Source organism: Ensifer sp. EB106-05-01-XG146, from assembly GCF_058791875.1.
The window spans coordinates 2,970,171-2,991,180 of the sequence record NZ_JBYTDX010000001.1 but is presented as its reverse complement, the minus strand read 5'-3'; the positions used below and the strand labels follow the sequence as shown (position 1 = coordinate 2,991,180).

General features: G+C 63.3%; 22 protein-coding genes. 11 read left to right on the top strand and 11 right to left on the bottom strand.

The genetic code is table 11. The features are described from left to right. Positions 1-3 precede the first annotated feature (3 nt). Both AC3WVQ_RS14970 and AC3WVQ_RS14965 read left to right on the top strand, forming a co-directional pair. The gene (locus AC3WVQ_RS14970) at positions 4-1,008 is read left to right on the top strand and encodes an esterase-like activity of phytase family protein (protein WP_090299925.1); all 1,005 of its coding nucleotides are present in this window, start codon (positions 4-6) and stop codon (positions 1,006-1,008) included. 270 nt (positions 1,009-1,278) lie between these two features. Then, positions 1,279-1,731 (top strand): GNAT family N-acetyltransferase, encoded by a 453-nt coding sequence (locus AC3WVQ_RS14965; RefSeq protein WP_162731774.1) that lies wholly within the window; start codon positions 1,279-1,281, stop codon positions 1,729-1,731. A 103-nt stretch (positions 1,732-1,834) separates the two neighbouring features. Here the strand turns inward: AC3WVQ_RS14965 and AC3WVQ_RS14960 are convergent, their stop codons facing one another. Together AC3WVQ_RS14960 and rpmB are read right to left on the bottom strand one after the other, a co-directional pair. Continuing rightward, complete coding sequence (locus AC3WVQ_RS14960; protein WP_034806565.1) at positions 1,835-2,476, bottom strand: VUT family protein; 642 nt, start codon at positions 2,474-2,476, stop codon at positions 1,835-1,837. Positions 2,477-2,647: 171 nt separating this feature from the next. Beyond that, positions 2,648-2,938 (bottom strand): 50S ribosomal protein L28, encoded by a 291-nt coding sequence (gene rpmB / locus AC3WVQ_RS14955; protein WP_034806568.1) that lies wholly within the window; start codon positions 2,936-2,938, stop codon positions 2,648-2,650. A gap of 387 nt (positions 2,939-3,325) precedes the next feature. On the opposite strand from rpmB, the gene AC3WVQ_RS14950 reads away from it, so the two are divergent. Together AC3WVQ_RS14950 and yddG are read left to right on the top strand one after the other, a co-directional pair. Beyond that, on the top strand, positions 3,326-4,102 hold the full coding sequence (locus AC3WVQ_RS14950) for a DUF3108 domain-containing protein (RefSeq protein ID WP_034806574.1): 777 nt from the start codon (positions 3,326-3,328) through the stop codon (positions 4,100-4,102). A gap of 97 nt (positions 4,103-4,199) precedes the next feature. Further along, a complete protein-coding gene (yddG, locus tag AC3WVQ_RS14945) occupies positions 4,200-5,090 on the top strand; it encodes an aromatic amino acid exporter YddG (RefSeq protein WP_089044491.1) in 891 nt (296 codons plus the stop codon). Positions 5,091-5,102: 12 nt separating this feature from the next. Here yddG and AC3WVQ_RS14940 read toward each other — a convergent pair whose 3' ends face one another. Next, positions 5,103-5,540: a cupin domain-containing protein gene (locus AC3WVQ_RS14940; RefSeq protein ID WP_060518510.1), complete on the bottom strand. Its 438-nt coding sequence runs from the start codon at positions 5,538-5,540 to the stop codon at positions 5,103-5,105. After that, positions 5,540-6,310, bottom strand: a complete 771-nt coding sequence (gene gloB, locus AC3WVQ_RS14935; protein WP_090299893.1) for a hydroxyacylglutathione hydrolase — start codon at positions 6,308-6,310, stop codon at positions 5,540-5,542. Before gloB ends, AC3WVQ_RS14940 begins: the two co-directional genes overlap by 1 nt. Before the next feature lie 81 nt (positions 6,311-6,391). On the opposite strand from gloB, the gene AC3WVQ_RS14930 reads away from it, so the two are divergent. The 3 genes from AC3WVQ_RS14930 (at position 6,392) to AC3WVQ_RS14920 (ending at position 9,332) form a co-directional block, all read left to right on the top strand. Next, entirely contained in the window at positions 6,392-7,156 is a 765-nt protein-coding gene (locus AC3WVQ_RS14930; RefSeq protein WP_089044490.1) for a class I SAM-dependent methyltransferase, read from the top strand. Between the two features lie 146 nt (positions 7,157-7,302). Beyond that, entirely contained in the window at positions 7,303-8,409 is a 1,107-nt protein-coding gene (gene hisC / locus AC3WVQ_RS14925; protein WP_034806587.1) for a histidinol-phosphate transaminase, read from the top strand. After that, on the top strand, positions 8,409-9,332 hold the full coding sequence (locus AC3WVQ_RS14920) for a prephenate/arogenate dehydrogenase family protein (protein ID WP_034806590.1): 924 nt from the start codon (positions 8,409-8,411) through the stop codon (positions 9,330-9,332). Before hisC ends, AC3WVQ_RS14920 begins: the two co-directional genes overlap by 1 nt. Positions 9,333-9,394: 62 nt before the next feature. On the opposite strand, the gene AC3WVQ_RS14915 is transcribed toward AC3WVQ_RS14920, so the two are convergent. Beyond that, on the bottom strand, positions 9,395-10,405 hold the full coding sequence (locus tag AC3WVQ_RS14915; protein ID WP_090299891.1) for a DUF2125 domain-containing protein: 1,011 nt from the start codon (positions 10,403-10,405) through the stop codon (positions 9,395-9,397). A gap of 202 nt (positions 10,406-10,607) precedes the next feature. Here AC3WVQ_RS14915 and AC3WVQ_RS14910 point away from each other — a divergent pair, with 202 nt between their 5' ends. Then, a complete protein-coding gene (locus AC3WVQ_RS14910; RefSeq protein ID WP_060518502.1) occupies positions 10,608-11,159 on the top strand; it encodes a gamma-glutamylcyclotransferase in 552 nt (183 codons plus the stop codon). Positions 11,160-11,163: 4 nt separating this feature from the next. Here AC3WVQ_RS14910 and AC3WVQ_RS14905 read toward each other — a convergent pair whose 3' ends face one another. From AC3WVQ_RS14905 to ftsE, 4 genes are all read right to left on the bottom strand, one after another. After that, the gene (locus tag AC3WVQ_RS14905) at positions 11,164-11,955 is read right to left on the bottom strand and encodes a lysophospholipid acyltransferase family protein (protein WP_060605800.1); all 792 of its coding nucleotides are present in this window, start codon (positions 11,953-11,955) and stop codon (positions 11,164-11,166) included. Positions 11,956-12,090: 135 nt separating this feature from the next. Next, on the bottom strand, positions 12,091-12,789 hold the full coding sequence (locus AC3WVQ_RS14900; protein ID WP_060581207.1) for a YdcF family protein: 699 nt from the start codon (positions 12,787-12,789) through the stop codon (positions 12,091-12,093). A 97-nt stretch (positions 12,790-12,886) separates the two neighbouring features. Next, entirely contained in the window at positions 12,887-13,909 is a 1,023-nt protein-coding gene (locus AC3WVQ_RS14895) for a cell division protein FtsX (protein ID WP_162731776.1), read from the bottom strand. Further along, positions 13,902-14,561 carry a cell division ATP-binding protein FtsE gene (gene ftsE, locus AC3WVQ_RS14890; RefSeq protein WP_034806610.1) on the bottom strand — a complete coding sequence of 220 codons (660 nt, stop codon included), beginning with the start codon at positions 14,559-14,561 and terminating at the stop codon, positions 13,902-13,904. The genes AC3WVQ_RS14895 and ftsE overlap by 8 nt, the downstream gene beginning before the upstream one ends. A gap of 307 nt (positions 14,562-14,868) precedes the next feature. On the opposite strand from ftsE, the gene AC3WVQ_RS14885 reads away from it, so the two are divergent. The 3 genes from AC3WVQ_RS14885 (at position 14,869) to AC3WVQ_RS14875 (ending at position 16,729) form a co-directional block, all read left to right on the top strand. Further along, entirely contained in the window at positions 14,869-15,537 is a 669-nt protein-coding gene (locus AC3WVQ_RS14885) for a hypothetical protein (RefSeq protein WP_060518649.1), read from the top strand. Positions 15,538-15,601: 64 nt separating this feature from the next. Beyond that, positions 15,602-16,147 carry a hypoxanthine phosphoribosyltransferase gene (gene hpt, locus AC3WVQ_RS14880; RefSeq protein ID WP_034806612.1) on the top strand — a complete coding sequence of 182 codons (546 nt, stop codon included), beginning with the start codon at positions 15,602-15,604 and terminating at the stop codon, positions 16,145-16,147. Between the two features lie 222 nt (positions 16,148-16,369). Next, positions 16,370-16,729: a response regulator gene (locus tag AC3WVQ_RS14875; protein ID WP_034806737.1), complete on the top strand. Its 360-nt coding sequence runs from the start codon at positions 16,370-16,372 to the stop codon at positions 16,727-16,729. A gap of 118 nt (positions 16,730-16,847) precedes the next feature. Here the strand turns inward: AC3WVQ_RS14875 and AC3WVQ_RS14870 are convergent, their stop codons facing one another. Continuing rightward, complete coding sequence (locus AC3WVQ_RS14870) at positions 16,848-19,508, bottom strand: TIGR02302 family protein (protein WP_090299887.1); 2,661 nt, start codon at positions 19,506-19,508, stop codon at positions 16,848-16,850. A 206-nt stretch (positions 19,509-19,714) separates the two neighbouring features. Next, positions 19,715-20,983, bottom strand: coding sequence for a diaminopimelate decarboxylase (gene lysA / locus AC3WVQ_RS14865; protein ID WP_034806740.1), 1,269 nt, complete (start codon positions 20,981-20,983; stop codon positions 19,715-19,717). Positions 20,984-21,010 lie beyond the last annotated feature (27 nt).

The following is a 21,010-nucleotide window of genomic DNA, read 5'->3' as shown; positions in this document are numbered from 1 at the left end:
TTGATGCTTGGCCGCGGTCTCCTAGCCCTTTTCCTCCTGACTTCGGCCTGCCCGGCATGGTCCGCTTCCGATAGCGAAGACCTGCCGATCCGCAGCCGCCAGATCAGTAATTTCGCTGTCGGCTCCAGCGCCACCCGGTTTGGCGCCCTGGAGTTTCTCGGCGGTCTGGAGATGACCTCGTCAAATCCGCTGTTCGGCGCGGTTTCGGCAATCCGCTTTCGTCCTGACGGCAGCTCTTTCGTTGCCGTCATGGATACCGGCCACTGGCTGGAAGGTGCGGTAACCCGCGACGAGCAGGGACGGCTTTCCGGTATCACCAACCTGACCGCCACGCCGATGGCGGATCGTAACGGTGATGTCGGCCTGGCGAAATGGAAGGTGGATTCCGAAGGGCTTGCCCTTCGAGAAGGCCAGGCGATCGTCAGTTACGAGCAGGCCCATCGCATCGACATCTATCCGGATCCGGGTTTTGCCGGCTCGAAGCCGATCGGAAGCCTGGCATTGCCGTTTCCGATCAGCGAGCTGCGCAGCAACGCCGGCATTGAGACGATCGCGGTCTCGCCGAAGGATAGCCCCCTCGCGGGCGCCATGATCGCCATTGCCGAACGCAGCGTCGACAAGGCGGACAATCTTTTGGCCGGCATCCTCGACGGGCCACAGCGCGGCGCATTCAGCGTCGTGCGCAAGGATCCCTATGCGGCAACCGATGGTGCCTTCCTGCCGAACGGCGACCTCTTGCTGCTGGAGCGACGTTTCTCCTTCGGCTCAGGTCTCGGCATGCAGATCCGTCGGATCCCAGGCGATAAGATCAAGCCCGGCGCGGTCGTCGACGGCGAAGTCCTCCTCGAAGCGGACATGGGCTACCAGATCGACAACATGGAAGGCCTCGACGTCGTCGTGCGTCCCGACGGCGAAGTGCGGGTCATCGTCGTCTCCGACGACAACCATTCGATCCTCGAGCGCAACCTGATGCTGGAGTTCCGGCTCAACACCGCGCTGACACAATAAGCCAGCCAACTCCTGAATAGTGCGATCCGCCCGATCGTGTGGAGATCCGGCCAAGAGCCGGTGAAGGATCGAGCCGTCTCGCTCGGCGGGGCTGCGCAGAGGCCCGAACAAGCTCGTCCGATGCTTGACGGTGTCCCGGCAAAGGCCTATTGGCCGATTGTCCGTTGAAGGAGATTTATGCGCAGAGGCTGAAAATTTACCCGCATTCGCGGTTGTTCAAGGCGCCGAACAGGCGTCCCTCTTGACGCATATCTATTGAACGGAAAAACCATGAAAAAAATGGGTGTGATGATCCGCGCCTATCGTGCTGCGGATTTGGAAGAACTGTCGGCCATCTGGTTCGAGGCCTCGATAACGGCGCACGCTTTTGTCGGCGAGGCGCGGTTGTGTGAACAGCGCCTGTTGATCGAGACCGTCTATCTGCCGAACGCGGAGACTTGGGTCGCCATCCGGGACGGCGAACCGGCCGGGTTCGTCAGCTTGCTCGACGATTTCATCGGCGGGCTGTTCGTCTCGCCGCGACACCAGGGTGCCGGCATCGGCCGCTTGCTGGTTTCGCATGCCCTGCAGCTGAAGGGGCAGCTCCGCTTGGAGGTCTACACCGCCAATTCGCAGGCCTATGCCTTCTACGAGAACCTCGGCTTTGAAGAACAGTCCCGGCGGTCGGAAGACGACGAAGGGCTGCCATTCGAAAACGCTCAGATGCTTTTGAAGCAGCGCTAGAAGGTGAGGCGCGGGGAAGGGCGGCTGCTGCTCTTCCCCGCGCCTTGCAATCGACGCCCGGTCGCCGCTTCGGCGCGGGCCGAGGCGTGCCGGCAGGCGGCCCTTAGGCCGCCTGCTTTTCCGCAGCGGGCATGGGCTTCACGATGCTCATCAGCGCGCCATAGGGGAGCAGCATGACGAGGCCGCAGAGGATCTTCACGCTCAAGTCACCGACCGCCCAGGAGATCCAGCGCGGTGCTTCAGCCGCAAGTACGCCGAGGAGCGGTGCGGTTTCCAGCGCAAAGCTGTCGTTCGGGCCGAAGAACACGAAGAACGGTGCGAACGCAAAGGAGAAGAACATTGCGGTATCGAGCGCCGAGCCGATCAGCGAGCCTGCGAGCGGCGCATGCCACCAGCTCTGACGGCGGAGCCGGTTGAACACCGATATGTCCAGGAGTTGACCGAACAGGAAGGCCGAGCCCGACGCGATAGCGATGCGCGGCGTGGCGGCGACGATGGAGAGCAGAATGGCGACGATGAAGCCTGCGACTACCACGCGACGCGCGATGCGCGGCCCGAACTGGCGGTTGGTAAGGTCGGTCACCAGGAAGGCGAAGGGATAGCTGAAGGCGCCCCAGGTGAGGAGATCGCCGAGCTGCATACCGGCAATCGAGCCCGGTAGCGGAAACTGAACGAGGATGTTCGAGGCGACGACCACGAGGGTCATCAGCGCGACATAGACGAAGAAAGTGCGGTTGATCAGCATTTTTTTATCCTGGGGTATGCCACCAGCTAGAGGGATGAAAGCAGGGCAGTGCACCCGGCCGATGAAGGCAAAAGCGCGTATCGGTTAAGAAACGTGCGCACGAGAAAAAGGCTTGCCGGATGAACCCGCAAGCCTTTTAAACGCGTGTCAAAGACGGTGCGCTGGCGCCGATTAGGCGGCTTCAGCAACCTTCTTGACGATCTGGCGACGCAGCAGGCGAGCGCGCATGCTCAACTCGTTCTCGTCCGACTTCAGCAGGAAGGCGTCGAGGCCGCCACGGTGTTCAACCGAGCGGAGAGCAGCTGCGGAAACGCGCAGGCGGTAGCGCTGGCCGAGAGCATCGGAAATCAGCGTGACGTTGCACAGGTTCGGAAGGAACCGGCGCTTGGTCTTGTTGTTGGCGTGGCTTACATTGTTGCCCGACTGGACGCCCTTGCCGGTCAATTCGCAACTACGGGACATGGTACACCTATTCTCTTTATCGCCGCCGGACAATGCGGTAGCGGGCCCAGAGCCCAGGCCGCGTTCCTAGGCCATTATTGGAAAGTCGCGGTTCTATAGTCAGAGACGGCCCGCCCGTCAAGCCAAACCTCTTGCATTCTCGGAAAACCGCGGTTTTTCCCGGCCGATCTGCCCATGCGAAGCGCTATCCGGGCAACAATAATGGTGCGTGAGACCCATTCCAAGCGGTTTTGCTATGCGCTATTTCTTGACCGAGGACACACGACGGTTTGGTTCCGTGATTGGACCGACCGCGTAGCCGGCGACAGCGAAATGGCGCAGAAAAGCCGTAAACACCCTGCATTTCAGGGTATTGCGGCGATGTTCAAGTGATGGATTCCTAAAGGCATGAAGTTGCGAAATGGCTTTCGCGGGGCAATGCTGCTTTCGGCGGTCTTGTTTTCCACAGCATCATCGGCCGCCGATGCCGAGCATCTGACGGATTACAGCATCTCGCTGTCCGGTCTGCCGGTGGCGCGCGCCTCATTCCACACCGAGGTTCAGAAGAATCGCTACACGATATCGGGGACGCTGAAATCGGCGGGCCTGCTCGATATCCTCAGCCGCACGTCGGGCCAGACACAGGTTTCCGGCGTTGTCGACAAGGATTACCTGCGCGCGTCGCAATATTCGATGTCCTATCGCAGCGGCTCGAAGAGCCGGGCGATCAGCGTTACCTACCGCAACGGCAATGTCGTGCATGCGAGCATGACGCCGAAGCGCACGCCTTTGCCGAAGAACTGGGTGCCGGTCACCTCGCGCGACATGCGCAACGTTCTCGATCCGCTTTCGGGGCTGATCATTCCGGCGCAAGCGCGCGTCTGCCCCAACACCCTGCCGATTTTCGACGGCGAGTCGCGGCTCGACATCAAGCTTTCGCCGAAGGGCACCAGGCCTTTCAAGACGAAGGGCTTCGAAGGCGAGGTGATCGTCTGCGGCATCCGCTTCGTGCCGAAGGCCGGCTACAAGAAGGGCCGCGAGGACGTCGAATATCTGCGGCGACTGCAGACGATGGAAATCTGGTTCGCCAAGGCTGAGACCATGAATGTCTATGCCCCCGTCTATGTCCGCATCCCCACCAAGCTCGGGCCGGTCACGGTCTCGGCGACGCGATTTGGTGGTTGACGCGCGATCGCGTGCAACTAAAAGGTTAAATACCAGCAAGCACCGTGATTTTGACGGCGCAGGTTTCCGTTGAGAGAAATCGCGCCCGGGGACGACTATGAAACTCAAGGCAACTCTGATCGGTTTTTCGGCCATCCTGATGTGGTCGCTGCTCGCGCTGTTCACGGCGGCATCGGGCAAGATGCCGCCGTTCCAGCTTTCGGCAATCTGTTTCCTGATCGGCAGCCTGCCCGGCCTTGCGGTGCTTGTGGCAAAACCGGAGCGCCTGGCGCTGCTCAAGCAGCCGGCGAAGGTCTGGATCACGGGCATTGCCGGCCTCTTCGGCTATCACTTCCTCTACTTCACGGCGCTGCGCAATGCGCCGGCGGTGGAGGCCGGGCTGATCGCCTATCTCTGGCCGCTCTTGATCGTTGTCGGTTCGGCACTGCTGCCGGGGGAGCGGCTGCGCTGGTATCACATCGCCGGCGCGCTTGCGGGCCTCGTCGGCACGATCCTGATCGTCGCGCGCAACGGCGTCGCCTTCGACGATGCCTATCTCATCGGCTATGGCGCGGCCTTCCTCTGCGCCTTTACCTGGTCGGGTTATTCGCTGATCACACGCCGCTTCGAGGCGGTTTCGACCGATGTGGTCACCGGCTTCTGCCTTGCCACCTCGATCCTGTCCTTCGTCTGCCATCTCGCGCTCGAAACGACGGTCTGGCCGGCGACGACCTTCGAGTGGCTGGCGGTCGCGGGCCTCGGCCTCTTGCCGGTGGGGGCGGCCTTCTATGCCTGGGACTTCGGGGTGAAGAACGGCGACATCCAGCTTCTCGGCGTTTCGAGCTATGCAGCACCGGTGCTCTCGACGCTGATCCTGATCCTCTTCGGCTTTGCCGAGCCATCCTGGCGCATAGCGCTTGCCTGCCTGTTCGTCACCGGCGGGGCGGTGCTCGCCGCCCAGGATCTGATCTTGCGCAAGGATGCCGCGGCCACCCAGCCGGCGGAATAGTCCGAAAGATCGCTATCGGGTTGGCGGCTGCCAGTCGGGGGCTGCCATCTCGAAGGCGGCAAAATCGAAGGCCGGCGCGACCGTGCAGCCGACCAGCGTCCAATCGCCGAGCGAGGCAGCCGACTGCCACCAGTTGGCCGGCACCACGCCCTGCGGCCGCTCACCGTCCCGGATGTCGGGCCCAAGCCGCAACGTCTCGGCGGGCTTCCCGTCCTCGGCAATGCTGAGTTCGAGTGGCGCGCCGGCGTGGTAGTGCCAGATCTCGACGGCGTCGCGGACGCGGTGCCAGTGCGAACGGTCGCCACGCTCAAGCAGATAATAGATCGCCGTCGAATGACCCCGCGGGCCGCCGGCCGTGTCACGGAAGGTCTCGATGTACCAGCCGCCCTCCGGATGGCGTGTGAGGCCGAGCGCCTCGATGACCTCTTCCGCCGTCTGTGCTTCAGCCATCAGAAGTTATCCTTCCGCTTGCGGATTTCCGCAAAGACCGCGGCATCGTCGGCATCTCGCAGGCCGAGATGGGCGCGAATGCCGGGATCGGCGGCGCGCAGGAACGGGTTCGTACGCTTCTCCAGGCCGATTGTCGTCGGCGCGGTGAAGCCGCCGTCGCAGCGGATTTCCTCGATCTCGGCAGCGCGCGCCTTGAGTTCGGCATTGTCGGGATCGACCGTGACCGCGAAGCGGGCATTGGAGAGCGTGTATTCGTGGCCGAAATAGACGGTCGTGTCGTCCGGCAAGGCCATCAGCCGGCTGAGAGACTGCCACATGGTCGCCGGCGTCCCCTCGAACAGACGGCCGCAGCCGAGCGCAAAAAGCGTGTCGGCGGCAAAGAGCAGCTTGTCCTGTGGAAAATGGAAGCAGATATGGCCGGCGGTATGGCCGGGTGTTTCGATCACCTCGACGTTGCGGCCCGCAAACTCGAAGCGTTCGCCATGACGCACCGTCTTGTCGAGGCCCGGAATTTTCGCGGCCTCGTTGAACGGACCGATGATGATGGCGCCGAAGCGGGCTTTCAACGCGTCATTGGCCGCGACGTGGTCGCCATGATGGTGCGTCGTGAGAATATGGGTGAGCGTCCAGCCGCGGCGTTCCAGCGCCTCCAGGATTGGCGGCTCCTCGGGCGCGTCGATCGAGGCGGTCAGGCCGCTTTCGGGGTCGTGGATCAGCACGCCGAAATTGTCGGTGCGGCAGAGGAAAAGATCGAGTTCGAGCGCGGCCATGGCAGGTCCTCCGGTCAGGAGAGGGGAGATGCTGCCGAATGTAGCGAGCCTTACCTTGAAGTCTACCGCTTCGAAGCTAACATGTTGCGAATGCATACCGATATTGTCGACCTTCGCGAATTCTATCACTCCGAGCTTGGCCGGATGGCGGAGCAATCCGTCACCATGGCGCTTTCGTCCGTCTGGGCGCGGCTGCCGGACGAGCGGCTGGTCGGCCTCGGCTATGCCGTTCCCTATCTCGAGCGGTTCCGCAAGGACACGGAGCGCACCTTCGCCTTCATGCCTGCGGGCCAGGGCGCGGTGAACTGGCCGGTTGCCGAGCTTTCCTCGACGGCGCTGGTGTTCGACGAGGAATTGCCGCTGCCGGACGCATCGATCGACCGGGTGCTGATGGTGCATTCGCTGGAATTTGCCGAAAGTCCGCGCGAGACGATGAAGGAGATCTGGCGGGTGCTGGCGCCGGGCGGCCGGCTCGTGATCGTCGTGCCCAATCGACGCGGCGTCTGGGCACGCATGGAGCATACGCCCTTCGGCTCCGGCCGACCCTATTCGCGCGGGCAGCTGACGGCGCTGTTGCGCGAGACCAACTTCACGCCGGGGGCTACGGCCGACGCGCTGTTCTTCCCGCCGTCGAAGCTCCGGGCGATCCTGCGGCTGCGCCGAGGCTTTGAGCGGCTCGGCCGCTGGCTCTGGCCAGTGTTCTCAGGCGTCATCGTCGTCGAGGCGCAGAAGCGGCTTTACCAGGGGCTACCGGTTGCAGCGCGTGCGTCCCGCCGTGTCTTCGTGCCGGTGTTGGCGCCGCAGGGCGTGCCGAGCACACGCGAACGGCCACGCCTCACCCGATAAGGCGCTGCGTACAGGCGGCGGACCCTCGACAAAAGCCGCTTGCGCCGGTAATGGCTTGACCTCTTTTCCTGCCTATAGCGCCCCGCGCCTCCCAAGGCGCGACAAAGGTCGCTGTGGCACCTTGATGGCCATAGAAAGCTGACCCGATGAGCCTTGCTTCGAAGAGCCCTGAGCCGCGTCCCGGCATCCTTGACATTGCCGCCTATGTGCCAGGCAAGGAGCATGCGCCGGGTGTCGCCAAGGTGCATAAGCTCTCGTCGAACGAAACGCCGCTCGGTGCCAGCCCGAAGGCGATAGAAGCCTTCCAGGCGATGGCCTTCAATCTGGAGCGCTATCCGGACGGCCAGGCGCGGGCGCTGCGGGAGGCGATCGGGGCCGTTCACGGGCTCAATCCGGCAAACATCATGTGCGGCAACGGCTCGGACGAATTGCTCGGGTTGCTGTGCCACACCTATCTCGGCCCCGGCGACGAAGGCATCATCACCGAGCACGGTTTCCTGGTCTACAAGATCCAGATCCTGGCGGCCGGTGCGACGCCCGTAACCGTCGAGGAAAAGGATGCGCGCGTCGATGTGGACGCCATCCTTTCCGCGGTCACCGAGCGGACCAAGATGGTCTTTCTCGCCAATCCCGCCAATCCGACCGGCACCTATATCCCGGTCGACGAAGTCCGCCGGCTGCATGCGGGCCTGCCCGAGGGCGTGCTCCTGGTGCTCGACGCCGCCTATGCCGAATATGTGCGCCGCAACGACTATGCCGCCGGTCTTGAGCTCGTCTCGGCCAGCCGCAACGTGGTAATGACCCGCACCTTCTCGAAGATCTATGGTCTTGCCGGCCTGCGCATCGGCTGGATGTATGCGCCGCCGGAAGTGATCGACGCGGTCGACCGTGTCCGCGGGCCGTTCAATCTCAGTGCGCCTTCCATTGCGGCGGGTGCGGCGGCGATCCGCGATCAGGCTTTCGTCGCAACGGCGGTCGATCACAATCTCACCTGGCTTGCCCGCGTTGCCGAAGCGCTCGAGGCGATCGGGCTCCGCATCACGCCGTCGGTCACGAATTTCGTGCTGATCCATTTCCCCGACGAGGCCGGCAAGCGGGCGGAGGAGGCCGATGAGTTCCTGACCCGCCGCGGCTATATCCTCAGGGCAGTCCGCAGCTACGGCTTCCCGAATGCGTTGCGCATGACCATCGGCTCCGCGGAAGCCAACGAGGGCGTCATCGCGGCGCTGACCGAATTCATGGGACGGAAATAATGGCTCAGCAGTTTGAAACGATCGCCCTCATCGGCATTGGTCTGATCGGCTCGTCGATCGCGCGCGAAATCCGCGAGAAGCAACTCGCCGGCACGCTCGTGGTCTCCACGCGCAGCGAGGCGACGCTGAAGCGGACGCAGGAACTCGGGCTCGGCGATCGCTATACGCTGTCGGCCGCCGACGCCGTTCGCGACGCGGATCTCGTTATCGTCTCGGTGCCGGTCGGCGCGTCCGGTGCCGTTGCCGCCGAGATCTCAGCCCATCTGAAGCCAGGCGCCATCGTCACCGACGTTGGTTCGACCAAGGGTTCGGTGATCGCACAGATGGCGCCGCACTTGCCCGAGAACGTGCATTTCGTGCCGGGGCACCCGATCGCCGGTACCGAGCATTCCGGCCCGGATGCCGGCTTCGTCGGCCTCTTCCGCGGCCGCTGGTGCATCCTGACGCCGCCCCCTGGCGCGGATGAGGAAGCGGTGGCGCGGCTGCGGCTTTTCTGGGAGACGCTCGGCTCGATGGTCGAGGAGATGGACGCCGAACACCACGACAAGGTGCTGGCAATCGTTTCGCACCTGCCGCACATCATCGCCTACAACATCGTCGGCACGGCTGATGATCTCGAGACCGTTACCGAATCCGAAGTCATTAAATATTCGGCTTCGGGCTTCCGCGACTTCACGCGTCTGGCGGCATCCGACCCGACCATGTGGCGCGACGTCTGCCTGCATAACAAGGATGCGATCCTGGAGATGCTGGCGCGGTTTTCGGAAGATCTCGCCTACCTCCAGCGGGCGATCCGCTGGGGCGACGGCGACAAGCTGTTCGATCTCTTTACCCGCACCCGGGCCATTCGCCGCTCGATCATTCAGGCCGGCCAGGACACGGCGATGCCGGACTTCGGTCGCCATGCCATGGATCAGAAATAGCCTGAGCAGATCAAGGAAGACCGTGGAGCGGTCTTCCTTCCTATGAGGCGTATGATCGTAGCCTAGAGGGTCGGCAGGACGCCGATCGGGATGAAGGCGAGGAATGCCGTGCCGTCGCGCACGTTGAGCTTCACGGTCGCCTCGTTCTTGCCGTTGGCGAGAGCCTTCAGCATGTTGGCGGTGTTGTCGACGAGGTTGGCATCATCCGGGATCAGGGTGACCAGATTGGCGCGCCAGGCCTCGATATTGGTCATCGTCAGCGAGAACTCGCCAGAAATCAGTCCCTGATCATTGACCGAGAACGGCCCGGAAAGCTTGGCGTTCATGCCTGAGCCGAGGTCGAGGGTGAGCTGTCGCAGCTCGCCCTTGCTGCCGCGAAACATCTCAGGCGTCGGCGGGGTTGTCATCCATCCGGCCCGGTCGGTGAAGGTCAGGTCGGCGGCGACGGTCGCCGGCGGTGCGAGGCTCGGGCCTTCCTCGGGCCGAACGTCCAGTTTGTCGACGCTCAAGGCGGCGTCGAGATCCGCGCCGTTCTGGCGCAGGTGCAATTCGCCGTGGCTGGCGCCGAAGCCAAATCCGTCGCCTTCAAGCGGCAATCGCAACCGGCCCGTCAGGTTGTCGTAGGTTAGCGACGTGCGGTCAACGCCGGACAGGGTCGCGCGCACGCTCGCATGCAGCAACGTCCAGTCGGCGAAGATGTTGAGGCCGGGGGAAGCCCGGATCTCGGCCGGGCCGTCAAGCTCGATCACCGCATGGCCCGGCTGGTAGACCTGGGCAGCGGTCCTCAGCGCTCCGAACGAGGCCGAGGTGCCGTTGCGGGTGTCGTCCAGATGGACCTTGTCGCAGAAGAGGCCGATGCGGAACGGGAAGCCGCGCACGTCCATGTTGGTGCATTCGCCGCCGAGGCCGGCCGCCTGTCCTTCAGCGAGGCGGGTCGCAAACCGCTTCTCGATCTGGTCGGCGGCGAGAAACCAGCCGGCCGAATAAACGCCTGTGACAAGCACGATGCCTGCCAGGAGCCAGCGGAATTTCCGGCTGACCGGCGATGGGTTGGAGACTGCGGTGGCCGACATGGGCGGGGGTACCTCACTCAAAACAGGATGGAGGCTGCCTTTCGGGTGGCGCCATCGATCCGCAAAACTATTCTTTCCTTCGGCCGCAGGAGGACGACCTTGTCTCTTTCGTGCCGGGATGCTGTGCCGTAGAAACCGAAAATGGCTCACCGTCCCACGCGACCGATCGTGATTCGGCAGTGAGAACAGCAGCGCGGGTTGAATGACAGTGGATATGGACGAATTTTGGGTCTTTGGCTACGGCTCGCTGATGTGGAACCCGGGCTTTGCCTTCGAGGAGAAGCTCACGGCACGTGCCTTCGGTTTTCGCCGCTCACTCTGCGTGCATTCCTGGGTTCACCGTGGCACCGAACAGCGGCCGGGGCTGGTGCTTGGGCTCGACCGCGGCGGCTCCTGCATCGGGACGGCGTTTCGCGTCCAGCGCGGGCAGCAGGCGGATGTCGTCGATTATCTGCGCGAGCGTGAACTGGTGACCCACGTCTACAAGGAACGCACCATGCCGGTGCTGCTTGCCGACGGCCGACGCGTTCCGGCGCTCGCCTACGTCATCGACCGCGCCCACGTCCAGTATGCGGGCTCGCTGACCACCACGGAGGCGGCCGGAATCGTCGCGGTTTCGACGGGAAAATCCGGGCCGAACAGCGAATACGTGTTCAACACGCTCGCCCATCTCAAGGAGATGGGCATCCGCGATCACTGGCTGGAAGAGGTGGTCGGATTGCTGCGGCAGGCGCCGCGTTCAGCCCGGGCCTGAAGGCTCAGGCCCGGCCTTCTGCCTTCAGTTCCTTCAGCCGCTGCTCGGCGGTCGGCGGCAGTGGCAGGTGCGGATTGGCCTTCACGGTTTCGACGAGCAACTCGTCGCTCGCCCTCTCGGTTACCTCGACGAGCTTCGCCAGGAAAGCGTCCGGGTCCATGCCGGCCTCGATGGGCGGCAGGATGCGAACCTTGAAGTGGCCGGGAAAGCGCAGGAACTTGCGGCGCGGCCAGAAGAGGCCGGGATGCATGGCGACCGGCACCACCGGCACGCTGAGGTCGCGGTAGAGGCGGGCGATGCCGTATTTGTATTCCGGCGGAGCGCCCGGCGGGCGACGCGTGCCTTCCGGGTAGATGATGAGCTCGCGGCCGGTTGCCATTTCCTGCTTGGTGCGGTCCATCACGCCGGTCATCGCCTTGCCGCGGGCCGCGCGATTTACCGGAACCATGCGTTGCTTGAGCACATACCAGCCGAAGAGCGGGATCCAGGTGAGCTCGCGCTTCAGGATATAAAAGGGATCGCTGAGCCAGGGGAGCAGCGCATAGGCATCCCAGAAGGACTGGTGTTTGGGAGCGAAGATATAGGGAACCTCGGGGATATTCTCCAAGCCTTCGATCTCGAAGGTCGTGCCGACCATCTTTTCCATGAGCCAGTGGTTGCTGCGTACCCAGTTCTTCGGCACGAACCACGCCTTCTTGCGCGGCAGCAGGAAGTAGATCGGGGTCAGCACGATCATCTGCACGATCAGATTGGCGTAGAACACCATGTTGAAAAGGATCGAACGCAAGACGATCATCAGGCACGCTCTCACAGGCGAGGTCTCAAGGGGACCGGCGTCTTTGAGCCGGTTGATCGCTGCCTACACGATTAAGTGCTGAAGGAAAACTGCTCTGTTTCACTTTGCAGTGGCGAAGGCTGTTCCTGCCGGCCCTTATTCTTCGGCGGGCGTCGCGCGCGATGCGTCGGTGCGCAGGCCGCTGGTCGGGCGGGCGCCGGCGAAGTCGCGTATCGAAGCCACCGTATACTTGCCGAATTCCAGAAGGATCGACTTCAGCACCATCGGATTGCGCAGCCAGTTTGTGGTCTTCAGATCGGAGTTGACGACCGGGTAGGGGATGAACTCCGTTTCCGGCCGGGCGCGGCGCAGTTCCAGGAGGCTGCGCGGCATGTGATAGTTGTTGGTGACGACGAGCACGCTCGCATAGCCGCGATCATGGATCCATTGCGCCGCTTCCGTGGCATTTCCGATGGTATCGATCGCCTCATGGCCGATGTCGACGCAGCACTTGAAAAGGTCGGCCGAGCTCTGGGTGTTGCGGCGGATCTGGCTGCCTGTGGTCGTTGGGTGAACCCCGGAGATCAGCAGGCGCTTGCCGGCGCCACCCTTCAGAAGATCGACCGCCTGGTCGATGCGCTGGAAACCGCCGGTCAGGACCACGATCGCATCGGCCTTCGGATGACCCGGCGGCTGCAGGGAGGCGACCGTGTCGGCAAAGTTCAGGAAGGCGGCGATCAGGATTGCCAGCGGCAGGAGCAGGACGAAGAAGGTTCGGCGGAGGATTTTGCGCAGGAGACTGCGGGACCGCCGGCGATCGTCGGCTTGCCCGTGCCATTTATCTCCTCCGGCCATTCCGTTCCCGCGTAGCTCTCGCGCCATCATGATTCTCTTCACATAGCCGCAGATTGCGGCAAGGAATAGATCGAGTGGCGGCGAAACATCAGGCGGCTCAGCTTTGGTAGAGGTCGGTACGGCCGGGGTCCGAGCGGATGAGGTCGATTTCGTAGATCGTGCGGGTAACCGTCAGCCGCGCCGTAACGGTCGTCAGGATGGCGATGACGACGATGATCGCGGCAATGCCGAGATAGCCACCATAGCCGATGGTGAAGGTACCGAAGAGGGCGGTGGCCTGGTCTGTCTCGGGGGTCGCCAAGGTCCGTGACTGCCAGAAACCCGCGATCGCAAAGAAAAGTGCTGCGAGCAGACCGCCGGCGCCGGCGCCCTTGAGGCTGATCCTGAGGAAGTGCTTCTGGAATTCCGACGCGACGAAGCCGGCTTCGGCACCGACGAAATGCAGCACCTCGACGATATGGCGATTGCCCGACAGCGCGCCGCGCGTTGCGAAGACCACTGTCAGCACCATGGCGGAAAAGACCAAGGTCAGCACGCCGGTGCCGATCATGGCCGTGGTGTTGGCCATGGCGACCAGCCGGTCGACCCAGGTGCGATGGTCATCGAGGAAAGCCTGCGGGATTATTTCTGTCAGCGCCTTGCGCATGGCCGCAAAGTCCGGCGGGTTGCTTTCGTCGATGGTGATGATGACGAGGCGCGGCACGGGCAATTCGTCAAGATCGAGGCCTTCGCCGAGCCAGGGTTCGAGCAGGCGGGCGGTGGCGGCCCGGTCGACGATCTTGCCGTCCGTCGTGCCACTGAAGGTCAGCGCCAGGTCGCGGGCATCCGCCAGCGCCTTTTCCATGTCGAGATTGTCGTCGGGCTTGATCTGGATGGTGATCTCGCGGGAGATCTGCGATTGCCAGCTCTGGGCCGTGGCTCGCACCATGCTGACGCCGCCGAGCGTCAGGCAGGCGAGGAACGACATGATGGCGATGACGCACATCAGCGCATGGCCCGACACATTGCTCGACGGCACGATCGGGCCGGTCGGGCGCACGCGCATTTCCGTCCGGCGCTGTTGTGCCTCCGGTGCCTGTTCGGGCACATCCTTTTGGTGTTTCGTGCGGCTGTCACTCATAGATGTCGAGCCGCCCTTGCGAAAGGATCATGCGCCGCGCCTCCACCTGGTCCATCAGCGACAGATCGTGGGTGGCGATCACGACCGCCGTGCCGAGCCGGTTGAGCTCGAGGAAAAGATTGAGCAGGCGCCTTGCCATCGGCGGATCGACGTTGCCGGTCGGCTCGTCGGCAAGCAGGATCTCCGGCCGGTCGATCAGCGCCCGAGCGATGGCGGCGCGCTGTTTTTCACCGCCGGAAAGGACCGGTGGCAGCACGTTGATGCGCTCGCCGAGACCCACCCATTTCAAAAGCTCCAGCACGTCTGCACGGTAGCTCGTCTCCTCCTTGCCGCGCACGCGCAACGGCAGCGCGACGTTCTCGTAGGTGGTGAGATGATCGAGCAGGCGAAAGTCCTGGAAGACGATGCCGACGCGCCGGCGCAGCATCGGGAATTCTTCGCGCGGGATCGACGAAATGTTGCGGTCGAACATCCGGATCAGGCCGCGTGTCGGCTGCAGCGAGAGGAAAAGAAGCCGCAGCAACGTGGTCTTGCCGGCGCCCGACGGACCCGTCAGGAACTGGAATGAACGGCGTGGAATGTCGAAGGTCAGGTCCCGGAGGATTTCCGGTCCCATGCCATAGCGCAGTCCGACGTTCTCAAAGTGAATCAAGCGGCAGCCCAGTCTCTCTCACGGCCCTGCAACCGACGGCCGGTTCCGGTCCTCCGCGCATAGGACGACCAGCCAAGAAAGGCAAAACCGCCAGCGGAATCATGGTTAAGTGACGGTTAATTTTTCATGAAAAGGCGCCGCTTTCGCGACGTCTTTCCGAAACATTAACCATTCCGGTTTACGTGTCGGAAAGATTTGATGCAATGCCTAGTTCTTGCACCGCATGAGGCTTGGCATTGCCCGAGGGTTTCGCAGACAAACTGGCCGCCTGCGGCCGTGTTCTCTTGCGGGACAGGAGGAAATGATCATGCAGGCATTCCGGACCAAATCCGCCAGCAACAACGCCGATACAGATTTCCTGCCGCCCGAGCGCGGCGGACGCGACGGGGCTTCAGCGCCGAGGCGCGCCGACTATGTGGATGCGGAATTCGAGGTGATATCCGCTTCGTCGCGCCGCACGCCCTATCCTGTTTTCAACGACAATGCACAAACGGGCAGCCGCAGGCGGCCGACGCTGACGGTCGTGGAGCAGGAGCCGTCGCTCGGCGCTCGATTGTTGCGTCTTGCCGAGACGCGGCTGCGCGACATGCCGGCACGCCGCTTTGCCGGGATGGTCGCGGGCGTTGCGCTTGCTTCCTTCCTGGCGATCGTCGGCTTTGCCGGCGATGGACAGGCCGACGTCCAGCCGCTGACGATATCGGGGATCAAGAGTGGGCTCGACTACTCCGGCGGCATGCGTGTGCTGTCCGTCTATGGTTCGATCGACAATCGCTCCGATATCGAGCAGCGATTGCCGCTCGTCGTGGTGGAGATTGCCGCCAACGGGCGCAAGGTCACGACGACACGGGTGATGCCCGAGGGTGCTGCCGTCGCGCCCGGTGAGAGCCGTCATTTCATGACGAGACTGCCCTATGCGGGTGGAAAAATGCCGGATGTGACGGTTTCCTTCGCCGAAAACGGTGTTTCGGCCCGCTGATTGTGCTAAGCGGCGCCAAAGGGAAGGCTTAAGGTCTTCCGGATGAAACGCTGGAGAAGCCTTGATGCCCGTTGTTCGCGGTAAGAATATCGAACCTCTCTATACGGCCGAAACCATCGCTGCCCGCAACAGCGAGCTCGCCGGAATGATCGTCAACGGCCCGCACAAGGATCTGCTGGTGATCGCGGTGCTCAAGGGATCGTTCATCTTCGCGGCCGATCTGATCCGCTCGATGCATACGGCCGGTCTGGCACCGGAAGTCGAGTTCATCACGCTGTCGAGCTACGGCACCGGCACCGTTTCGCAGGGCGTCAAGATCACCAAGGATATCGACAGCGACGTGCATGGGCGCGACGTTCTGCTGATCGACGACATTCTCGAATCCGGCCGCACGCTGCGTTTCGCCAAGGAACTGATGTACGAGCGCGGCGCCCGCAACGTCACGATCGCCGTGCTGCTCGACAAGCGGGTCAAGCGCAAGGTCGAACTCGAGGCGGATTATGTCGGCTTCGAATGCCCCGATCACTTCGTCGTCGGCTACGGCATGGACGTCGCCTATGCCTTCCGCGAGCTGCCTTTTGTCGGTGTTGTCACCGGCGACGCCGAGTAAATGTCTCGATTTGGGGCATGCGCCCTGAAATCCAGTCGTTCGGCGTTTACGGAACACAAACGAAAAACTGGTTGTTTTGGTGCGTGCCGCAGTGATTCTCGACGGGGATCGGCGGCGCTGCAGCGCCAGTGTGTCTCCCGATGATCCACGCCCGCTGTACTTTTGGATCAGGTGCGGGTGCCGGCGTGAACGCCGGACTCGGAAGCGAACGCGGAGGCCATGATGGCGAAGATCCTGATTACCGAGGACGAGGATGCATTGCGTTCCTTCGTTGCGCGGGCCCTGAGGCTCGACGGCCACGAGACGGTCGAAGCGGGCGATGGGGCCGATGGCCTTGCCTGCCTGGAGGCCGAGGCGTTCGACCTTCTCCTCTCCGATATCCGTATGCCCGTGATGGACGGCATCGAGCTGACGCACCAGGCGTCGGCGGCCTTTCCGGCCATGAAGATCCTGCTGATGACCGGCTATGCCGAGCAGCGCGAGCGGGCTGACGATCTCACCGACAAGATCGTCGACGTCATCTCCAAGCCCTTCTCCCTTCCCGATATCCGCAAGGCAGTCGCGCTGGCGCTGGCCGCCTGACGGCCAGACCTGCCGGCCCACAGCAACAGGACTGCGACCCGGCGCATCGATTGGATGCGACGGGAGCCGTTGTCATGTTCTGCCGTGATGAGGCAAAGGGCTCAGCCGGGCGCTCGGCTCAGCGCATGTCGAGCAGGCGTTCGAGGTACTGGCGCTCCTGCTCCGGCGACAGGCTGTCGCCCAGCCTGCGGCGAATCTCGTCAAGGATTTGTCGGGCGCGCTGAGAATCGATCTCGTCTGGAACCTTGACCTGGTCGCCGAAATTCGGGCCGAGATTCTGTTGCCGCCTTCCCAAAGGATCGCGGCCGTTTTGACCGTATTGCGGAACACCCATGCCAGGGCCGCCCTGACCTTGGCCCTGCATCTGGTTCATCATATCCTGGGCGCCTTGGCGCAGGGCCTGTAGCGCGCGGCCCTGATTGCCGACGGCTTGTTCGCCCTGGCCCTTGCCGAGCGCGCCGGAAGCGCCGTCCATTTCGCGCTTGGCTTCGCCGAAGCCCTTGCCGGGCTTGATGCCCATGCTTTCCAGGCCCTTGTTCAGCTCACCGAGCTGTTTTCCGAGCGCGTCCTGCTGCTCTTTCAGCTGTTTCAGTGCATCCTTGAGCTGTTCGGCGGTCATGTTGTCGAGCGGGTTGGGCTGACCATTCGGATCGCCCTGCTGACCTGGGTCCTGCGGCATTTCCTGACCGAAGAGCTCGTTGTCTTCGCCCTGCAGCGGGTCGCCCCGCTGCATCCGGTCACGCAGGGCCTGGTCGAACTTGAAGGTCTCGTCCATCAACTGCTGCTGTTGCTGCATCAGCTTGCCGAGCTTGTCCATCTGCTGGCGCATGGCGTCGTTCTGTTCGCCCATCTGCTGCTGGCTGCGGCCAGCCTGCAGGTTGTTCATCATGCGCTGCAGTTCCGAGAGCATCTGCTGTGCCTGATCGCGCGCGCCCGAGCGCGCCAGATTCTCGATCTGGTTCATCATCTTCTCGAGGTCCTGCTGGCGCAGGATGTTGTTCGGGTCGAGCTTGCCGGTCATGCGTGGATTTTTCATCGCCTGCTCGGCGAGCGCCTGCATGTATTCCTGCATCGCCTGGCGCAGTTCCTGCATCAGCTTGGCGATTTCCTGGTCCGAAGCGTTGCGCTCCAAGGCGTCCGACAGCGCCTGCTGGGCTTCGCGCAGGCGGCGCTCGGCAAGCGACAGGTCGCCGTCCTCGATGCCGAGCGCGATCTCCCAGAGGTATCCGGCGGCATCGCGCAACATGTCGTCGTTATAGGCGAGCGCCATCCGGGTGCGCGCCGATTTCAACAGCAGGAAATGAGTGAGGTTCGGGATCCAGTCCTCGGCAAGCGAGGTGACGGCGTCGTTGAGGTCGATGGCGCGCGGCAGGTCGTTGGCATTGAGCGCGAAAACCTGACGCTGTTCGGCGACGGCGCCGGCGAGCGGCTGCGAGAACTGGCGGGCAGGCAGGATCATGTCGTGCGGCGGGCTGCGGCCTTCCTGTCCGGCAGCATCCCGGGCGACGAGCGTCACCGCTACCCGCTTGCCGGCGAGCGGATGCTCGCTGAGGTTTCGGCTGGTCGTGCCCTTTGCCTCGCGCGCGTTACGGCGCGGCAGATCGAGCCGGTATTCCGGTAGCGGATAGAGCGCGCGGGCCCCTTCTGCCGGTTCGTCGAGCGGCTTGATCTCCGCCCAGGCCTGGGCGATGCCGTAATCGTCGTTGGCCGTAAACGTGATTTCGAGCGCCGCGTTGATGGTCGGATGGGGGATTCCGTCAAAGGCGATCTGAGGCACGCCGTCCGGGGTGATCTTGAACGCCCAGCGCTGGCTGCCGACGATAAGTTCGCCATCCTTGACGACCTTGTAGACGTGGTTGCGCACGGCATTCGGACTGCGTGCCGGCTCCGTTGCAACCATTTCGGCGACCTTCGGGCCGGCATCGTCCACTTTCGGCTTGCTCTGCTTTTCCTCGGCCTTTTCGCCGGCCACCGGAATGGCGATCGGTTTGCTCCCGCCGGTTTCCGCGTAGCGCACTGGCGCGTCCGCACCGGCGCCGGTGATCCGTACGGTGATGTCGCTGAACTGCGGGATGGTGATCGCCGCGGCGTCTTCATTCACGGCAGCGGCGGCTTCCGGCTTGCCCGTCAGAAAGATTGGCGCCCGCCCGGTATAGGGCGGCGGCGTTACCCAGGCATCGACGCGGATATTGGCAGCTTCGATCGACGTCTGCGGCAGCCGGAACGCATCGCTCAGCAATCCGGCGCGGTTGGAATAGGAATAGGCAAAGGCGACGCAAGCGAGCAGCACAGGCACGGCCCTGAGCGCGAAGGGATCGTGCCTGGCGATATCGGGCCGCGGCAGGCCAGTCTCGAGGGTGCCGATCATGCGTGCCATGCGCGCCTGGTGTTCGCGCCAGAGCGCCTCGCCCAGAGGGGTGTCGGTCGCGGGGCGATCGTCCTGGACGCGGATGGCCTGATGCGGCAGCGCATTGCGCTCTTCGAGCATGCGATCGGCATCGGCATTACCGGGAAGCCGCAACCGGCTGAGCGGTACGAGAGAGGCGAGGAAGGTTAGCGCAAAGGCAAAGAGCGCCACCGCATGCAGCCAGAAAGGTGCAGCGCGAAAGAAGCCGAGCCAGGCGAAGGCAAGAAACAGAAGGGCGATCGCACCGGGCAGAAGGATACGCGGCAGGACCTGCTCGGCGACCAGCACCGCGCGCGCCAGCCATCTCTTCAGCGCCAGAGTTCTCGAAAACGGCTTCGGTTGTGGCGTTTCATCCTGCCGGAATTGCGTCATCCGCCCAAGTTTCCTTTCGGTCGCCCATCAACGCTTGTGGCTGACCCAATGTAGTGAGGCGACGGCCGAGCTCAAAAATGCACGCAACTTCGCCTATCCCGCTTGCGTTCAGGATACCATCGTTTGTGGCGAAGACGAGGGCGCAAACACAATCGTGATCGGCCGGGCGGCCGATCCACAGATTGTCGTTGTCATGCCCGGACGGGTCAGTCGAGCCAGTCCGGCACCGAATCGAGACCGATCAACGCGTCATAGTCCTGACGCGGGCGAACGACGTGGAAACGGTCGCCCTTGACCAGAACTTCCGGGATCAGGAGGCGTGAATTGTAGGTGCTGGCCTGCACGGCGCCGTAGGCGCCGGCCGAGCTGATGGCAAAGAGATCGCCAGGCTTCGGCATCGCCATCTCGCGGTCGAGCGCCAGATAGTCGCCGGTTTCGCAGACCGGGCCCACGACGTCGGCGCGGATGCGCGGCGCGTTGGCGGCGGAGATGCGGACCGGGCGGATCTCGTGATAGGCCTCATAGAGGGTCGGGCGGATGAGATCGTTCATCGCACCGTCGACGATGACGAAGGTCTTGTCGCCACCGTCCTTCACGTAGATGACTTCGGTCACCAGAATGCCGGCATTGCCGACGATCAGCCGGCCCGGTTCGGTGACGATCTTGCAGCCGAGCGACTGCAGCTGGCTCTTGACGATTTCCGCATAGGCGTCCGGCAGCGGGGGCGGATTGTTGTCGTCCTTGTAGGGAATGCCGAGGCCGCCGCCGATGTCGACATGATCGATCGAGTGGCCGTCGGAGCGCAGCGTATCGACCAGTTCGCGCAGCAGCTTGAAGGCGTCGTCGAAGGGCTGAAGTTCGGTGATCTGGCTGCCGATATGCATGTCGATGCCGGTCACCTCAATGCCGGGCAGCGTTGCGGCATGGGCGTAGACCGCGCGGGCGCGCTCCCAGGAAATGCCGAACTTGTTTTCCTTCTTGCCCGTGGAAATCTTGGAATGGGTCTTCGCGTCAACATCAGGGTTGATGCGGAAGGACACATGGGCGCGCTTGCCGGCGCGAACGGCGCGCTGGTTCAGGACCTCAAGTTCCGGCTCGGACTCGACGTTGAAGCAGTAGATGCCGGCTTCCAGTGCGAGATCCATTTCCAGCGGCGTCTTGCCGACGCCGGAGAACATGATGCGGTTTGCCGGGATGCCGGCCGCCAGCGCCCGGCGCAGCTCACCGCCGGAGACCACGTCGACGCCGGCGCCAAGGCGGCCGAGCGTCTTCAGTACCGCCTGGTTCGAGTTGGCCTTCATCGCATAGCAAACCATCGCATCCACATCGGCGAAAGCCTTGGAGAACACCGTATAGTGGCGCTCGAGTGTGGCGGTCGAGTAGCAGTAGAAGGGTGTGCCGACGGCGCGGGCGATATCGGTCACCGGCACATCTTCGGCGTAGAGAATTCCGTCGCGGTATTGAAAATGGTTCACGTCACGCAGCTCGACTTTGAGCAATTC

What these genes read in the sequence shown, in the direction of transcription:
- AC3WVQ_RS14970 (WP_090299925.1), top strand. Translation starts at nt 4, where the DNA reads ATGCTTGGCCGCGGTCTCCTAGCCCTTTTCCTCCTGACTTCGGCCTGC.
- AC3WVQ_RS14965 (WP_162731774.1), top strand. Translation starts at nt 1,279, where the DNA reads ATGAAAAAAATGGGTGTGATGATCCGCGCCTATCGTGCTGCGGATTTG.
- AC3WVQ_RS14960 (WP_034806565.1), bottom strand. Translation starts at nt 2,476, where the DNA reads ATGCTGATCAACCGCACTTTCTTCGTCTATGTCGCGCTGATGACCCTC.
- rpmB (WP_034806568.1), bottom strand. Translation starts at nt 2,938, where the DNA reads ATGTCCCGTAGTTGCGAATTGACCGGCAAGGGCGTCCAGTCGGGCAAC.
- AC3WVQ_RS14950 (WP_034806574.1), top strand. Translation starts at nt 3,326, where the DNA reads ATGAAGTTGCGAAATGGCTTTCGCGGGGCAATGCTGCTTTCGGCGGTC.
- yddG (WP_089044491.1), top strand. Translation starts at nt 4,200, where the DNA reads ATGAAACTCAAGGCAACTCTGATCGGTTTTTCGGCCATCCTGATGTGG.
- AC3WVQ_RS14940 (WP_060518510.1), bottom strand. Translation starts at nt 5,540, where the DNA reads ATGGCTGAAGCACAGACGGCGGAAGAGGTCATCGAGGCGCTCGGCCTC.
- gloB (WP_090299893.1), bottom strand. Translation starts at nt 6,310, where the DNA reads ATGGCCGCGCTCGAACTCGATCTTTTCCTCTGCCGCACCGACAATTTC.
- AC3WVQ_RS14930 (WP_089044490.1), top strand. Translation starts at nt 6,392, where the DNA reads ATGTTGCGAATGCATACCGATATTGTCGACCTTCGCGAATTCTATCAC.
- hisC (WP_034806587.1), top strand. Translation starts at nt 7,303, where the DNA reads ATGAGCCTTGCTTCGAAGAGCCCTGAGCCGCGTCCCGGCATCCTTGAC.
- AC3WVQ_RS14920 (WP_034806590.1), top strand. Translation starts at nt 8,409, where the DNA reads ATGGCTCAGCAGTTTGAAACGATCGCCCTCATCGGCATTGGTCTGATC.
- AC3WVQ_RS14915 (WP_090299891.1), bottom strand. Translation starts at nt 10,405, where the DNA reads ATGTCGGCCACCGCAGTCTCCAACCCATCGCCGGTCAGCCGGAAATTC.
- AC3WVQ_RS14910 (WP_060518502.1), top strand. Translation starts at nt 10,608, where the DNA reads ATGACAGTGGATATGGACGAATTTTGGGTCTTTGGCTACGGCTCGCTG.
- AC3WVQ_RS14905 (WP_060605800.1), bottom strand. Translation starts at nt 11,955, where the DNA reads ATGATCGTCTTGCGTTCGATCCTTTTCAACATGGTGTTCTACGCCAAT.
- AC3WVQ_RS14900 (WP_060581207.1), bottom strand. Translation starts at nt 12,789, where the DNA reads ATGGCCGGAGGAGATAAATGGCACGGGCAAGCCGACGATCGCCGGCGG.
- AC3WVQ_RS14895 (WP_162731776.1), bottom strand. Translation starts at nt 13,909, where the DNA reads ATGAGTGACAGCCGCACGAAACACCAAAAGGATGTGCCCGAACAGGCA.
- AC3WVQ_RS14885 (WP_060518649.1), top strand. Translation starts at nt 14,869, where the DNA reads ATGCAGGCATTCCGGACCAAATCCGCCAGCAACAACGCCGATACAGAT.
- hpt (WP_034806612.1), top strand. Translation starts at nt 15,602, where the DNA reads ATGCCCGTTGTTCGCGGTAAGAATATCGAACCTCTCTATACGGCCGAA.
- AC3WVQ_RS14875 (WP_034806737.1), top strand. Translation starts at nt 16,370, where the DNA reads ATGGCGAAGATCCTGATTACCGAGGACGAGGATGCATTGCGTTCCTTC.
- AC3WVQ_RS14870 (WP_090299887.1), bottom strand. Translation starts at nt 19,508, where the DNA reads ATGACGCAATTCCGGCAGGATGAAACGCCACAACCGAAGCCGTTTTCG.